Here is a 15,540-nt window from a genome sequence, read left to right as displayed (position 1 = left end):
GTGTAAGAGTAGTTATTTTCCATTTATTGTGTAGTTATATCTAATACATGTATAATTTATATCATTCATAGTTAGGCACAGAAACCTGCCCAACCTGGAGATGAAAACCTCGCAGCTGTTAATAAAGCTGTTACCGAAGGTAATATTCAATATGCACAACCCAGCAGCACTCCACTTRGTAAATAAATAAAATCAGAGTTATACCTTATAGGCCCGCATAGCCTTGCGAAGCTCCCGCCATGTAGGTCTCTTACCATACATGAGCACGCCCGTACGGTAGATTTTAGCTGCCACCCAAGCCATAGCGCCGATAGAGACCAATTGGATGGCGATCGAGAGGCCAATCTCCCATATCGCTGGTGAGCTCATTCCAATTCGCAGGAACATAATCAGTGGTGAAAAAAACGGCACGAATGACATGGTGACAACAAAGCCAGCATTAGGATTATTTAACCCGAAGATCGCGATCATAAACGCCGCTACGACCAGCATTGTCACTGGCATAATCGCCTGCCCGACATCTTCCGTTCGGCTTACCAGCGAGCCAACAGCCGCGAACACAGTCGCGTAAATGAAGAATCCTAAGAGATAGAAGATCAAGAAATAGACAATGAGTGAAATCTGCAAGTCATCCCACTTCAGATTAAGCTGTGAGACCAGCTGACTACTGCTGGATAAGCTTAAGTTTACAACACCGACAGTGATGGAGAGGGCTATCTGCGTTAATGCCAACAAGCAAATACCAACGATTTTGCCGAACATCTGCTTAAGTGGTGACACACTCGTGATGAGCAGTTCCATTACCCGCGAACTCTTCTCCGCTGTAATTTCCATGGCCACCATGTTGCCGAAGCCTATGACTCCCATATACAACATGAACAGCATGACATACACGAGGGCATAGGACATAACCATTTGCGACTCCGTTTTGCCTGCAGCCCCTTCATTGTTCATAAGAATCTGCACAGTTTCCAAAGAGACAGGGGCTTGCATATTGGCTTTTTGCTCAGGGGCAATTCCAGCTCCTTGCAGGTCCACGTCTGTTTTGACCAGCTGAAGCGCTGTCTGCAGCTTATTTTTGAGCGAAAATTCCATCGTTCCCTCGGATTTATAAACCGTTCTGGGGAATCCAGCTACCGCTGTATCAGTAAACTCGAGATAACCTTTTATCGTTTTATCCGCTATTTGCTTCTTAGCGAGTGCCTCATTCGCAGCAGCACTACCTGCGTCTTGTAGAGGTACAATGACGATGTCCGGATTCTGCTGAGTATTATAAAAAGCGGCCAGCTTCTCTGCAACCTCCCCTTGTTTCCCCGGGAACACACCTATTTTCGTCGCTTCATGCGAAGCTAGTTTTTCCATTATTGTTGGTAGATGAATGAGCACTGATAAGAGTACAATTAGAATCAGACTCATTACACGAAAGGATTTGGAGCGGAAACGGGTTAAATACGTAAACTTTATTACTGTCCAGGTCCTATTCATGCGCTTTTCCCACCTTTTGAATAAAAATTTCATTCAGTGTAGGCTCCATGATTTGAAACCTATGTACAGCAGACTGCTCTATCGCGTGGTGCAAAATTCGCTGCGCGTCGGCAGTTGAATCTATCCGAATTTGATAGCCATTCTGCTGCTTTTCCACAGCCGTAACGCCTTGAAGCTGTTCCAAGCCATTAACCGGTCGCTCGGTTTGTAAGATGATTTTCTCCTTTGGAAATGCTGACTTAATCTCCTTCAAGCTCCCCTGCAGTATCGTATTCGAACGATGCAAGATGCAAATATGTTCACAGAGCTCCTCCACATGTTCCATGCGATGGCTCGAGAACAGGATCGTTTTTCCCTCTTCGCGCAAGCTTTTCACTGTCTTCTTCAACAGCTCCACATTCACAGGGTCAAGTCCGCTAAAGGCCTCATCCAGGATCAAAATATCAGGATTATGAATGACAGCAGCAATAAATTGTATTTTCTGCTGATTCCCTTTGGACAGCTCCTCAACCTTCTTATTGTAGTACTCTGGAACATCGAACCGCTCAAGCCAAGCTTTCAGCTCTGTCTCTGCCTGCTTACGGGATAAGCCGCGCAGTTCCGCTAAATATATGATTTGTTCGCTTACTTTAATTTTGGGATATAAACCACGCTCTTCCGGCAAGTAGCCCATAAGCCTCTTTAACTCTTCACGATAGCCCTGCCCTTTCCATAAGATTTCCCCTTGATCGGGATATATAAGGCCTAATACCATTCGCATCGTGGTCGTTTTCCCAGCACCATTAGCACCTAGCAGTCCATAAATTTCTCCCTCCTGCACACGAAGATTGATAGCGTTCACAGCTGTTTTCTCACCATATTGCTTTGAAACGTTTTCTATCGTTAGCGGGTATGTCATGGATTAAACCTCCCTTTCTTAAATAAGTTGCTTGCCAATCTGCCTATAAGACCATCTTACAATAGTTAAATAAAGGAAATCCAAAGCCAGTATCCAACAAATCAAGAATACTGATTTTTAGTTTATTGCTTCTAACTTATACGCCAAAAGATTAGTAGAAAAGTTATTAAGATGCAAATATAAATAAAACTAATAAATTAAAACTGAAAATAATTTATATTTCTTTTTTGTTATAAATATCCATAATAGGTCTTTTGTACCTTATTAACGAAATAATTTTATGCTAGTTTAATAGATGTGGAATATTTTTCCAAAAAACATATTTTAGTTAAATGGCTCGACGCAGATACTGCTAAGTACCTCTCCAACAACTCTAGTAAAATTGCCAACGGTATCGACAATGCAATTGGTAAAATCAATGAATTGACCGACTATACTACAGCTACGATTAGAGGCATCATCCTTGATGGTCTTCGCCTGGCAGGTGTACCTGATAAATACGGTGTAGGTATTGCTGAGGCTATTGCCACCACAGTTGATTGGCTGTTGTTATAATGATAGGTGAAAGGTTGCTAAACTAATGGAACGTAGAGTAAAAGAACTAGAAGAACTCGTAATAAAACAAAATGGTCAACTTCGAGAGATACAAAGCAAACTTGAATTATTAACAGATAGAGTTTTACGCTTATCGGTTTGTAAAGCATCTAATGGTGACTTTCCTTTCTATGATTTGATATTGTCTTATGGAATTACACCTGATCAACAAGCCCAAATCAATAGGCTGTTTATGGCATTATCCGAAAAATTAGCTTGTAATGCTTTGCCTACTCGTCTTAAAGAGACTGAGAGCTATTCCACTGACTATTTATTTAGTGACCAGCCTATTCAATATGATGATGTAATGAATTCAATTATAAAAATCTGGCCAACCACAGATGACAGTTTGCCTCTATCTCTTATAAAAGCAATGAAAGATCAGGGGATGCAAGTTCACGTTTGTGATTATCTACTCTCTAAAGTTACAACATAGTGCTTAGTATTAATATTCAATCAGAATGGGTGTTAATAATTATAATAAAAATTTGTCGTATAGTGTTCCCCTGCATACTACTCTGGAGTATGGCGTCAGATGCATTAGCTCAATCCTCAACATTAACTCATGAACCTATAGTGCGGTATTTAATATCATTCAAAACCTCCATAGATTACCATCTGGTCTCTAAATTTGAGGGGAAAATACTGCAAGAGTATCAAAATATACCTGCCGTTGTGGTGGAAATTTCAGAAAGTAACGTTCTAAAATTAAAAAATTCTTCTTCTCAAGTTGAGTTTATTGAACCTGATCTCAAAATCAATGTTGTATCAGATGTGAACTCTTTGCCTGAACCTCATCTTATGTCCAAAGTGACATCCCAACCCCTTATCCCTAGCGAGTCAACATCAACACAAATAGTCCCTTGGGGGATTGAAAAAGTGAATGCCCTAGAAGTCCAAAAGAAAGGTTTTACAGGAAAAAATATCAAGATTGGTATAATCGATTCAGGAGTTGATTATACACATGATGATTTGTACGTGACTGGCGGGATAAGTTTCGTTAAAGGAAGTCCAGATTATATGGACGATTTTGGGCACGGGACTGCGGTAGCAGGCATTATCGGTGCGAAAAATAATTCTATAGGTGTCGTGGGCGCAGCACCTGATTCGCAATTATTTGCTATCAAGGTGTTGGATTCAAAAGGGGATGGATATGTAAGCGACGTAGTGTCAGGAATTGACTGGTCGATAAAAAGCAATATGAATATCGTTAACCTGAGCCTTACAACAACAACAGACAGTAAAACCCTTAAAAAAGCTGTAAAAGAAGCCTATAGAAAGGGTGTACTTTTGATATCTGCTGCTGGAAACATCGGATTCAACGAAGGCGATACTATCACTTATCCAGCTGCTTATAAAGAAGTTATAGCCGTGGGAGCAATAAACAGCAGAAATGAAAGAACATTCTATTCAAGTTCAGGAAAAGATTTAGAACTAATGGCTCCAGGAGCAAGCATCTACAGCACATCTCCTAATGACCAGTGGTAATGAGATGTGTCCTCATACGAAATTTGTGTGATAGGGTTACTATCGAAGTTTATGATTTGAGCATCTGGATAACCCATCAAAATCGGAGAATGAGTTGCAATAATAAATTGTGAAAATCCAGATAGATCCTTAATAATCTGAAGCAACGCTAGCTGTCTTGCTGGTGATAATGCTGCTTCGGGTTCGTCTAATAAATATATCCCCTTGTCTTTAAATCTGTGCTTAAACAGACTAAGAAATGATTCTCCATGAGATTGACTATGAAGGGAGCGACCGCCATAAGATTCGTAGCCACCAATTTGATCAATGTGTGTAGCAAATTCATAAAAAGATTCCGCTCTCATAAAAAATCCGGTTGTTATCTTAGGAAACCAGGATAATCTCACATGATTCCCCAGCGCAGCTTCAGAAGATTCCACATAATAGGTATTATTCCTTCCACCACCTGCTGTATTGAATCCGCATTGATAGGCGATTGCCTCAAGCAGTGTCGACTTCCCCGAACCATTTTCACCTACAAAAAATGTAACGTTACTTGTAATATCTAAAGTGTTCATTTTCTTTATTAATGGCAGAGAAAAAGGATAGCCTGTGAAATTAATTATTTTATCCTTTTGAATGGTCACACTCTTTAAAAACATGTACGGTTACCCTCCCAAAAAAACTTCTTATCTTCCAGCACAAGATTCATACAAACAATTTCCCTAAAATGCACTAGTAACCTAATTGTACCATATGTAACAATACAAAGAGGCGAAGATGCAGACGTCAAAAAAGCTGCTCAGCCACTGGCTAGATGCCAGAAAGCAGGACAGCTTCAAAAATATGAACTCTATTTACAATCCAAAAATCGCATCAATAACCGGTTTCGTCGTCCCGCCCGGATACATCAAATAGAGCAAGACATAAACCAAAACACCCGTTGGTGCAGTTAAAAGCCATACAATTGCCGCCACGCGGCCAATTTTCTTATGCTTGAGAAATTTGTTTTTGTAGGCAAACCAAAGTGTTATTAATCCAAGAACACCGCCAACCGTAGCCAAGGCAATATGGAAAAACAAGAATAAATGATACGGCAGCTTCAAGCTCTCAGGTCCACCAAATGATGTGTTACCCTCAAACAATGTACGCGACATGTATATGATAAAAAACGCTAGTGCGAAAATGGCTCCAAGAACCATCAGCTTTTGAYGGGTTTCCCGGTTCCCTTTCACAATATGGTACCAGCCGAAACCGACAAAAATGGCACTGATTACGATAAACATCGTAGAAATCGTTGGTAAAATGTGCATCTCCCTAAATCCTTTCCCCTATGCGCGATTCCAATTACCGCCCTGATTATTCAGACCCTCTTGTGCCTCTATAAGATCCATATCGTCATCTTCTTTCCGCTCTCTGCGATACCACCGGAAGAAAATATACGCAAGTGTTGCTCCATACACAACTTCCTGGATAATCTTCATTAGAACGCCACCCAATTGCTGATCATCAAGAGGTGATAAGTGGGCGAAGGGTACGGTTACATTCGCGTACATGTCATAAATAATCGTATCTGCGAAAATAATGAGCGCACAGGCCGGTGTCAGCAGAATGCCATTACCAAAGATGTAAGCCATCTTCTTCAAATCATTCAAGCGATTCATCTCAGGCAGTGGACAAAAAACAGGGAACCACATCATGAAAGCAGTGAATAACAGCACCGTGTGGTAACCGAAAAGCGATAGATCATTTATCATCAAGTAATCCATAACCAAAGGCATATGATATATGGAGAAGAGCATGTTAAATAGGAATAGTGCAATCAACGGACGTGTGAAAAATGAGAATATACCGCGAATCACAGTAATTTTCATAATCGAACGCATCATCCACGCTGGTGTACCCAGCCATATACAGATAGGTACAATTAAATACAAGATAGTTTGCTGCAGCATATGCATGCTGAACAAGTAGTGATGCCCGATATAATTAATCGGACTCCCTTGGCCAATATAGAAGAGAGCAAGCCCAACATAGAAAGAGAGCTGCTGTGAAACCGAAACTGGCTCAATATCCGCGGAATTCCCTTTCCCCTTAGCGACAAAGCGACGATATATATATCCGACAACAACGATCACCAACAGTAATACCGGATTCCACAACTCGAAAAATCCACCAATTTGGCTCATAGCTGATCTCTTTCTCCTTTCAACTTCATGCTAACCTTCATGCTAAAAAAAGAGGAGGCACTTTGCCTAGACAAAGTTGCCTCTCCCAGTGGTTTTACCACCAAACCCAATATACGGCCATAATAATGCAAGTCAGAGCTACGAAAGCTCCTCCCCCTATAAAGATCAACGGGAATAAGTGACCTCTTTCTTTGGCATGCATCCAGAAGAACAACTGGATAATCGCTTGCACAAGACCCAAAGTGACGATGAAGATCAGAATAAACGAACGATCCAGGTCTCCGTAGAGTACGACTGCAAATGCAAGCATTGTCAGCAAGATCGAAATAATGTAAGACAAATAGTGGTTCAATGGAGATTCGTGTTTAACTCGTTTGCTWGGTGCGTGTGTATCATGAGAATTGCTGCTCATCTTAGTGACCCACCTTCCCCATCAGATAAACGACTGTGAAGATAAATACCCAGACCAAGTCAATAAAGTGCCAGTACAACGCTGCTACGTAGAACTTAGGAGCTGTAACAACGGTAAGACCTTTCTTAAGTCCTTGTAGAATCAACAGTGTAATCCAGCAAATACCGAATGCAACGTGCGCTCCGTGGAACCCAACCAGCGTATAGAACGAAGTTGAGAAGGCACTTGTTGTAAATTTATGACCCTCGTGAACATATTCAACGAACTCATAAATCTCAAGACCCAAGAACGAAAGACCAAACAATACCGTGATAAGAAGCCAGAATAACAATTGGCCCAGCTTCTGTTTGTGCATCGCGATGATCGCGAACACGCTTGTTAAACTACTTGTTAAGAGGATGAAAGTTGACCAACCCACTGTTTTGAGTTTGAAAATTTCATCAGCTGTTGGACCGTCTGGAACAGAGTTCCGAAGTGCAATGTAAGTTGCGAATAAACAACCAAACAATACAACTTCGGCGCCCAGGAATAACCAGAATCCAAGAACCTTATTTTTCCCTTCGAGGGTAGCCGTTTCCGGATTAGCAGGCAGTGCGCCCGTATGATGAGTACTCATGCCTTTACCCCCTTGTCATCTTCAAGTTCTTCCGGTTCAATATGCCAACCATGATCGTCGTATACGGAGCGTAAGAACATAGCTAGTAAAGTAACAACCATCCCTGCGCCTGCTACATAGTAGTTTCTGTACATGAAACCAAAACCAGCAATGAACAAGCCAACGGACATCATTAACGGTAATATGGATGCTGACGGCATATGAATCGAACCAACTGGTTCTGCCGGAGTCATTTGTTTATTACCTGCCATTTTTTCTTTCCAAAGTGCATCATAGCCGCGAACAAGCGGAGTTTGTTTAAAGTTATACTCAGGTGCAGGTGAAGGAATCGACCACTCCAATGTACGACCATCCCAAGGATCCGATGGTGCCGTAACTGGTTTCCTTGCAGTTGCAATGATATTGATTAGGAACACGAGTGTACCGATACCCATGAAGAAGGCACCCACTGTTGAAACCAAGTTACCTACTTCAAGATCATACCCAGGCTGGTACGTAAATACACGACGCGGCATCCCCATTAGACCCAAGAAATGCTGCGGGAAGAATGTTAAATGGAAACCGATGAAGAACAACCAGAAATGTAATTTCCCCAGTCCTTCGCTGAGCGTGCGACCAAACATTTTTGGCCACCAGTAGTAAAGACCTGCGAACAACCCAAGTATTAGACCACCAACGATAACATAGTGAAAGTGAGCAACTACGAAATACGTATCGTGGTATTGGAAGTCTGCTGCAGGAATCGCAAGCATAACCCCTGTTGTTCCACCCATAACAAACGTCGGGATGAAAGCTGTTGCAAAAATATTAGCTGTTGTGAAACGAATTTGCCCGCCCCAAAGGGTGAACAACCAGTTAAAGATTTTAACACCAGTAGGAACGGCAATGGCCATTGTTGCAATCGAGAAGATCGAGTTAGCAACTGGACCCAAGCCTGATGTAAACATATGGTGAACCCAAACCATGAAGCCCAAGAAACCAATTAATACAGTTGCGAAGACCATGGAGCTGTATCCGAAAAGACGTTTTTTGGAGAACGTCGATACGATCTCAGAAATAATACCAAACGCAGGAAGAATCAAAATGTAAACTTCGGGGTGCCCGAAAATCCAGAACAGATGCTCCCACAGTACGTTGTTACCGCCTCTGGCTGCATCGAAGAATGCTCCGCCAAAGATACGGTCAACCCCAACCGCTGTCGGTAATCGAGGACAATGGCGCATACCCCGTCCAACCAGCATCTGGTGCGCCACCCAAGAACCAACTTGTGTTCATCAAGACGCCGCCCGCGAAGAACAGCCAGAAGCCAAGTGAGTTCACGAATGGGAACGCTACGTCCCTTGCACCAATCTGTAGAGGAACGATGGCATTCATGAATGCGAAGATGATCGGCATCGCCGCAAAGAAAATCATCGTTGTTCCGTGCATCGTTGTTAATTGGTTAAATGAATCGCCGATGAAAATATGTTGATCGGGATAAGCGAGCTGAATCCGAATCAGAATGGCTTCAAGTCCTCCTACGAGGAAGAAAAGCCCGCCCGCAAGTAAGTACAGGATACCGATTTTCTTATGATCGACTGTTGTAAGCCAATCCATTAGACCGGTATGTTTTTTTACTGGATGAGAGTGAGCCAACGTATTAACCTCCTTTACCTGAGAAGTTTATTTCAAAGTCTGTAAGTACTGAACGATATCGTTAATTTGTGCGTCATCAAGCTTACCGCCTGCCGCTTGACCGAACGCTGGCATTTTGTTGCCTGGTTTCTGATCTTGCGGATTATGTATCCACAGCGCCATTTTCTCAGGAGTATGTTCCAGAATACCAGCAAGTGTATCGCGATCAGCGAAACCTTTGAGGTTCGGAGCAACACCAGGACCATTAGCTGTAATTGCGTGACAAGACATACAATTTTCTTTGAAAAGCTCTTCACCCTTCTGTGCGGTTGCCGGCACAGTTACAGGCGCTTTCATTTTCGCTACCCATGCATCGAAATCCGTTTGACTCTTCGACTCAACCGTGAAGTTCATCAAGGCGTGAGATGCTCCGCAAAGCTCCGTACATCTACCTTGGAATGTAGAGATTTCGTCAGCTTGCAGGTAAAGCGTATTGGTGATTCCAGGGTTCGTATCCACTTTACCGCCTAGGGATGGTACCCAGAATGCGTGAGAAACGTCCGCGGAAACAAGTTCAAAAGCAATAATTTTATCCTTAGGCACAACAAGTTGTTGAGCTGTCGCGATGCCTAGATCTGGATATTCAAACTGCCACCAGAATTGATGCGCAGTGACTTTGACGTGAACGGCGGCTTTGTCCTTAGTGTAGTTCGTTGAATGCTTAAATGTGTAAGATACTGTTGGCACCGCAAGTACTAACAGTAAGAGAATCGGAACAACGGTCCAGATAATCTCAAGCACGTGGCTTCCTTCCACTTGTTTCGGAATGCTGTTGTCGCCTTTGCGCTTCCTAAAGCGAATTAGCACGTAGACATAAATCGCAAATACGACAATTACGACAAAAACCATGATAAAGAGACTTAATTTCATCAAAAACAATTGCTCTGATGCAACAGGACCTTTTGGCTGCAAAGCAGACAGAGTTGGGTCTCCACACCCGGTTAGCAAGAACGTCATTACCGCTAAAAGGGGTAGCAGACGCCATAACTTTTTCAATCGACTCATTGTATCAACCCCACTTTTAAAACATTATTTTTACCACGATGGCCATGCCCATGTCAATTCACTTTATTAACTATAAATTCGTGAAAAGTTTTTGTCAATCGCTGGAGGAGAGTTCACAAATTGTTCTTAAACCGCTCTGTATCGATATATTTTCCCTTCATGGTTATTTCCATACACCCACCTCTTTATGCACAAAAGCGTATATTTGTGAACACGAATAAAAGGAGAGAAACATCCCATCCTATAAACATTACACTCTAGATTGGGAGGTCATTATTGATGCTCAGTAAGTTAGGTTTTCCGATTTCTGGAATGCTATTCCTCATGCTGACTTTATCAGGCTGCTCAGAGGGCGGACGGGAGTATGGCAAGAGTCCCGACCATACCAATTTCGGGTCTCCCGTCGATAAATCGACAGATTCCGAGAGAGCCTACCAAACTCAACAGCTCCATGGTCCAGTTTCGCACAATAATACTAGTCTCGAATACAATCAGTTTCTTTCAAATCAACTCAATGCTATGAATGGTGTTAATACCGCCCTCGTCATGACGACGGACAAAAATGCCTATGTCGCCCTCATGATCGATAGCAGCGCTACAGGAACCAAAGGAACTACGAAGGAAACAAACAACCAAGGAACGAACAAAGGCTTTTACAATGATAATGCTCCTCACAATGACTATTTGCCTTCCAATGATCTAAACAACGGGTATAACAGTTACGAGACTGCCGTCCACCACGACCTGCTGTCTCATCGTTTTAAACAAGCTATGGCGGAGAAAATCCGTTTGCTTCAACCAAGTGTGATGGATGTCTATATTTCAGCTAATCGGGATTTCCTCAATAAAATGAACAGTTATGCTCAGGAAAGCTGGAAAGGCCATTCACTTATGCCGCTTTTGACCGACTTCAACAAAACTGTGGAGAATGTTTTTGGGACTGCACAAGTGTTACCGGATAAATAAAATCATTTTCTTCTATATAAAGTAGATATTTAATGCTTGTAGGCCGGCCCCTGTTTCCATTTGTCTGGCATTCCTGTACAATGGGGGAATCGTCTTAACAAGGAGAGACTTTGGACTATCACCAAAGATCCCAATCAATAGTAGGAAAAAGGGAGCTGGCCAATTACCATGTCAAGTGGATTTGCCTCATTAGGAATAAGAGAAAAACTCGTTGAAGTCTTACAAGCATCAGGCGTTATCGAACCGACCCCCATTCAAAGGGAAGCTATTCCTGTTTTATTAAAAGGTACGGATGTTATCGCACAAGCACAAACAGGTACAGGTAAAACCCTTGCCTTTGTTCTTCCAATATTAGAAACGATCGATGTGGAGAGTGCAGATGTTCAAGCGCTGATTCTGACGCCTACACGCGAGTTGGCGATTCAAATTACGAATGAGCTGAAAGACCTTGTCCCTGTGACGGGAGCAAAGGTACTTGCAGCATACGGCGGGCAGGATGTAGAAAAGCAGCTTAGAAAACTTCAAGGGAACATACATATAGTAGTAGGAACACCGGGAAGATTGCTTGATCACCTTCGCCGCGGTTCTATCAATTTCTATAAATTGAAAATACTCGTATTGGATGAGGCCGATCAAATGCTGCATATGGGTTTCCTTCATGAAGTGAAGGACATCATTGCACAAACGTCTCCTTATCGTCAGACCCTTCTGTTCTCCGCCACTATGCCTGAACAAGTCATGAACCTGTCCAAAGCTTATATGAAGGAAGCAAAAGAAATTAAAATTCAAAGCAAACAGGTTACGTTAACCGAAATCGAGCAAGTTCTCGTTCCGACAACTGACCGTCAGAAACAGGATGCTTTGATTGCAGCTATTAAACAATACAAACCTTATCTCGCGATGATTTTCTGCCGAACCAAGGCAAGAGCTATTGCATTAAATGAAGCTTTACAGGAACTCGGGCTTATGTCTGACGAACTACATGGGGATCTGTCACAAGCCAAACGTGAGCAAGTTATGAAACGATTCCGGGATGGTCGTATCGAGCTATTGGTCGCCACTGATATTGCTGCACGCGGGTTAGATGTCGAAGGTGTCACGCATGTCTTCAATTATGATGTGCCGCAAGACGCAGAAAGCTACATCCACCGAATCGGCCGTACCGGCCGTGCTGGAGATACGGGTGTTGCCGTGACTTTCGCTACAGAGCGGGATATGCTGACCATCGAACTCATCGAAAAAGGTATCAAGATGTCCTTAAGAGGGGCATCCGAGCCTAAGGTTCGCCGCGTTCGTTCAAGCTCTGAGGATCACTTCGAGCAAGAAGGCCGAGGATCAGGCCGTCGAAATGGCGGAGCTTCTCGCAGCGGCCGCAGCGGCAGAACATCAGAACCGCGTGGTCAACAGAGCCGCGGTAGATCTGGTGCTCGTGAAGACAAATCCGGCATGCAGTACGGTACTGGACGTCCCGCATCCAGAGGCGGCGATAAATTTGGTGCGCGCAGCAGCGATGCGCCAAGAGGACAACGCCCTGCGAAGGTAAATTCGGAGCGTAATCCGAACACTTGGGGACGCGCCGAAAGAAAAGAGCCTGTGAGCGCAGAACCAGGACGCGGCAACAATATGAGTGCTGCGAAAGCGCGAGTCACTAGCTCATATGGACGCGGCGAAACCGCCGAACGCGCACCACGCCCTGCAGGTCGCGGTGATGGCACAGACCGCAAACGCTCTGCTCCTCACGGCGATAAATCCTACTCGCCGTACAACAAGTACGCTGGCACAGGACGCGACGATGCAGCAAGCGCATCACGCGCGATCCGTGGCGGYGGCAAAAGCCGCAGTGATAGCGCCGAGCGCGGTGCTGGACGCAGCAGCGACAGCTTCGGAGCAGCACGTGGCGGAGCAGCTCCTCGCAGTGACCGTCCAGGCGCACCACGCGGCGGAGCAGCTTCACGCAGTGATCGTCCTGGCGCAGCACGCGGCTACCAGGGTGGCAGCGAACGTGGCGGTCAAACGCGCGGACGCAGCGAAGGTTCTGGCCCCCGGACTGGAGCGCCTCGCGGCAGCGACAGAAGCGGTTCACCTCGCAGCAGCGCGCCACGTGGTGGCGGACGCGGCGGGAAACGCTAGTCAAAAAAGCGTTTCCAATGCTAGACCTTTACCGAACAACCCGAACCATGTAAAATATAAGTACGGCTGAAAGTGATCCTACTTAGACAAAAATCGTTTCATACCGTTGCACGCACGTAGGATTTACCCCCCACTTTTCACAAATAAGGAGGTATGTTCCATGTACGCATTAAAGGACAAGGAAATGATTTTTGTATTCACCGGTCCACACGGAGCCGGTCGTAAGACGGTTGCTGAAATGTCAGGTTCTACACTGGGCATGAAGCAAGTTATCTCTTACACCACCAGACCTCCGAGGGCAACTGAGGAAGACGGTCAAGATTATCACTTTATCTCCCCTGCTGAATTTGTACAGGCGCAGGCAAACAGTGAATTCATTGAGGTTAGTACCGTCAATGAACATTTATATGGGATTAAAAGTGCCGATATTGAGCAGATGTTCGAACACAGCGGGAGCATTTATTTAATCTTAAACCGTTTCGGTGCAGAGACGCTCAAAAAGCATTACGGTGATCACGTCGTTCTTGTTTTCATCTACGCTCAGCGCGGTATTCTCGAAGAGCGCATGAGAGAAAGCGGAGACTCTGAGGAGATCATTCAGAAGTATCTCTCTTATTATGAAGATGAGCTGGCTTACCGCGATCAATGCGATCACGTTTTCGAGAATGTGGATTTAGCACATACGGTGTTTGATCTTACCAAAACGCTCGATAACTACTTAAATCGCAACCTCGTTGATTTAGATTAATATGAAATGCCTATAAACAGGCCTGGACGTTCATACGTCCGGGTCTTTTCATGTAACATCCGACTGGAAGGAGTGTCATTAATGAAAATTGTATCGATAGAACCTACACCAAGCCCAAATTCCATGAAGCTGAATATGGATGAATCACTGCCGGCTGGTGTGCGCAAAACCTATATGAAGAAAACTAGCATGGAAGCCCCAGACAACATTCAGCAATTGCTCGCTGTTCAGGGCGTGATCAGCGTATTCCACGCCGCAGATTTTATTGCACTGGACCGTACCTCCAAAGGGGACTGGCAGTTCATCCTGGCCAAAGCCCGCGAGATTTTCGGTGAAGCACAGGGCCAAGGCTCCACCAGCGGTAGCGGCTTGCCGCTGGAACAGACGCAAGCTGAAGCAGCATTCGGCGAGGCACAAGTCCTCGTGCAGATGTTCCGCGGCATCCCGCTCCAGGTACGAGTGCGCGCAGGCAATGAAGAAGCTCGCGTGGCGATGCCCGAGCGCTTCACGCAGGCCGCGGTCCGCGCAGGTACGGCATCGCCGAACCTGATCAAGGAGCGCAAGCTCGAGGAGCTCGGCGTGCGCTACGGCGAGCTCAAGGACATCGCGGGCGAAGTCGTCCAGGAGCTGGACGCTTCTTACGACGACACCCGCGTCGAGAGCCTAGTCTCCAGCGCGATGCTGGAGACGCCTGTGTCCTCTTCTTCGGAAGCCACCGAAGAAGTAGACGCAGGCGCAGCGCTGGAACAGCTGCGCCACAGTGACTGGAAGCTGCGCTACGCCGCGCTTCAGAAGATCCAGCCGTCGCTAGAGACGCTGCCGCTCCTCGTCCATGCCCTGCAGGACGAGAACACGTCGATTCGGCGACTGGCAACGGTATACCTCGGGGATATCAAAGAACCCGAGGTACTGCCCTTCCTGTATCGTGCCCTAGAGGACGATACCCCATCTGTTCGTCGGACGGCAGGCGATACGCTGTCCGACCTGGGCGACCCRGCCGCCATGCCGGCTATGGCGAAGGCGCTGAAGGACCGCAACAAGCTGGTCCGTTGGCGCGCAGCGCGCTTTTTGTACGAGGTTGGCGACAACTCTGTACTGAAGGATCTGCAGGAAGCCGCGGACGACCCTGAGTTCGAAGTTCGCATGCAGGTGAAAATCGCGCTGGAGCGTATCGAAGGCGGGCATGCAGCCGAAGGCTCCGTTTGGCAGCAAATGACGCGCAGGAACGAGCAGTAGTTCATTGCTCACCGTGTTTATCTTCTTGACTGTCTGGTTCCCATGATTCCATCTGTAAGGGAACTGGAGTGCGCTATTTCCCTGAAAATGCACAGTTTCCATTTGTAGTGGGAACTAGGG

Annotated in this window: 15 protein-coding genes and 1 pseudogene; 7 read left to right on the top strand and 9 right to left on the bottom strand. The window is 45.1% G+C overall.

The features are described from left to right. Positions 1–198: 198 nt before the first annotated feature. Positions 199–1,485 (bottom strand): ABC transporter permease, encoded by a 1,287-nt coding sequence (locus tag AC1DUA_RS17605; RefSeq protein WP_477501006.1) that lies wholly within the window; start codon positions 1,483–1,485, stop codon positions 199–201. Next, positions 1,478–2,383, bottom strand: a complete 906-nt coding sequence (locus tag AC1DUA_RS17600) for an ABC transporter ATP-binding protein (protein ID WP_477501005.1) — start codon at positions 2,381–2,383, stop codon at positions 1,478–1,480. Before AC1DUA_RS17600 ends, AC1DUA_RS17605 begins: the two co-directional genes overlap by 8 nt. Positions 2,384–2,680: 297 nt before the next feature. Here AC1DUA_RS17600 and AC1DUA_RS17595 point away from each other — a divergent pair, with 297 nt between their 5' ends. The 3 genes from AC1DUA_RS17595 to AC1DUA_RS17585 all read left to right on the top strand — a co-directional run bounded on the left by AC1DUA_RS17595 (position 2,681) and on the right by AC1DUA_RS17585 (position 4,465). Further along, positions 2,681–2,938, top strand: a complete 258-nt coding sequence (locus AC1DUA_RS17595; RefSeq protein WP_477501004.1) for a hypothetical protein — start codon at positions 2,681–2,683, stop codon at positions 2,936–2,938. Between the two features lie 25 nt (positions 2,939–2,963). Next, positions 2,964–3,413 (top strand): hypothetical protein, encoded by a 450-nt coding sequence (locus AC1DUA_RS17590; RefSeq protein ID WP_477501003.1) that lies wholly within the window; start codon positions 2,964–2,966, stop codon positions 3,411–3,413. An 89-nt stretch (positions 3,414–3,502) separates the two neighbouring features. Further along, positions 3,503–4,465 (top strand): S8 family peptidase, encoded by a 963-nt coding sequence (locus AC1DUA_RS17585; protein WP_477501002.1) that lies wholly within the window; start codon positions 3,503–3,505, stop codon positions 4,463–4,465. Here the strand turns inward: AC1DUA_RS17585 and AC1DUA_RS17580 are convergent. The 7 genes and pseudogenes from AC1DUA_RS17580 to coxB form a co-directional block, all read right to left on the bottom strand. Beyond that, complete coding sequence (locus AC1DUA_RS17580; protein ID WP_477501001.1) at positions 4,435–5,106, bottom strand: AAA family ATPase; 672 nt, start codon at positions 5,104–5,106, stop codon at positions 4,435–4,437. The genes AC1DUA_RS17585 and AC1DUA_RS17580 overlap by 31 nt on opposite strands. A gap of 195 nt (positions 5,107–5,301) precedes the next feature. After that, positions 5,302–5,757, bottom strand: a complete 456-nt coding sequence (locus tag AC1DUA_RS17575) for a DUF420 domain-containing protein (protein WP_477501000.1) — start codon at positions 5,755–5,757, stop codon at positions 5,302–5,304. A gap of 18 nt (positions 5,758–5,775) precedes the next feature. Beyond that, positions 5,776–6,633 (bottom strand): cytochrome c oxidase assembly protein, encoded by an 858-nt coding sequence (locus AC1DUA_RS17570; RefSeq protein WP_477500999.1) that lies wholly within the window; start codon positions 6,631–6,633, stop codon positions 5,776–5,778. Between the two features lie 94 nt (positions 6,634–6,727). Continuing rightward, the gene (locus AC1DUA_RS17565; RefSeq protein WP_477500998.1) at positions 6,728–7,045 is read right to left on the bottom strand and encodes a cytochrome C oxidase subunit IV family protein; all 318 of its coding nucleotides are present in this window, start codon (positions 7,043–7,045) and stop codon (positions 6,728–6,730) included. A 1-nt stretch (position 7,046) separates the two neighbouring features. Beyond that, positions 7,047–7,661, bottom strand: coding sequence for a cytochrome (ubi)quinol oxidase subunit III (locus tag AC1DUA_RS17560; protein WP_127453747.1), 615 nt, complete (start codon positions 7,659–7,661; stop codon positions 7,047–7,049). Further along, positions 7,658–9,296, bottom strand: a pseudogene (locus AC1DUA_RS17555) (cytochrome c oxidase subunit I). Before AC1DUA_RS17555 ends, AC1DUA_RS17560 begins: the two are co-directional and overlap by 4 nt. 27 nt (positions 9,297–9,323) lie before the next feature. Continuing rightward, positions 9,324–10,340, bottom strand: a complete 1,017-nt coding sequence (gene coxB, locus AC1DUA_RS17550) for a cytochrome c oxidase subunit II (protein WP_477500997.1) — start codon at positions 10,338–10,340, stop codon at positions 9,324–9,326. 279 nt (positions 10,341–10,619) lie between these two features. On the opposite strand from coxB, the gene AC1DUA_RS17545 reads away from it, so the two are divergent. The 4 genes from AC1DUA_RS17545 to AC1DUA_RS17530 all read left to right on the top strand — a co-directional run bounded on the left by AC1DUA_RS17545 (position 10,620) and on the right by AC1DUA_RS17530 (position 15,420). Next, on the top strand, positions 10,620–11,306 hold the full coding sequence (locus tag AC1DUA_RS17545; protein WP_477500996.1) for a YhcN/YlaJ family sporulation lipoprotein: 687 nt from the start codon (positions 10,620–10,622) through the stop codon (positions 11,304–11,306). Between the two features lie 168 nt (positions 11,307–11,474). Beyond that, complete coding sequence (locus AC1DUA_RS17540; RefSeq protein ID WP_477500995.1) at positions 11,475–13,436, top strand: DEAD/DEAH box helicase; 1,962 nt, start codon at positions 11,475–11,477, stop codon at positions 13,434–13,436. 160 nt (positions 13,437–13,596) lie between these two features. Further along, complete coding sequence (locus tag AC1DUA_RS17535) at positions 13,597–14,184, top strand: guanylate kinase (protein WP_477500994.1); 588 nt, start codon at positions 13,597–13,599, stop codon at positions 14,182–14,184. 81 nt (positions 14,185–14,265) lie between these two features. Then, positions 14,266–15,420, top strand: a complete 1,155-nt coding sequence (locus tag AC1DUA_RS17530; RefSeq protein WP_477500993.1) for a conserved virulence factor C family protein — start codon at positions 14,266–14,268, stop codon at positions 15,418–15,420. Positions 15,421–15,540 lie beyond the last annotated feature (120 nt).

This window comes from Paenibacillus sp. 01T422, assembly GCF_056398785.1.
The sequence above is the reverse complement of the archived record's forward strand: the minus strand, read 5'-3'. Positions and strand labels throughout refer to the sequence as shown.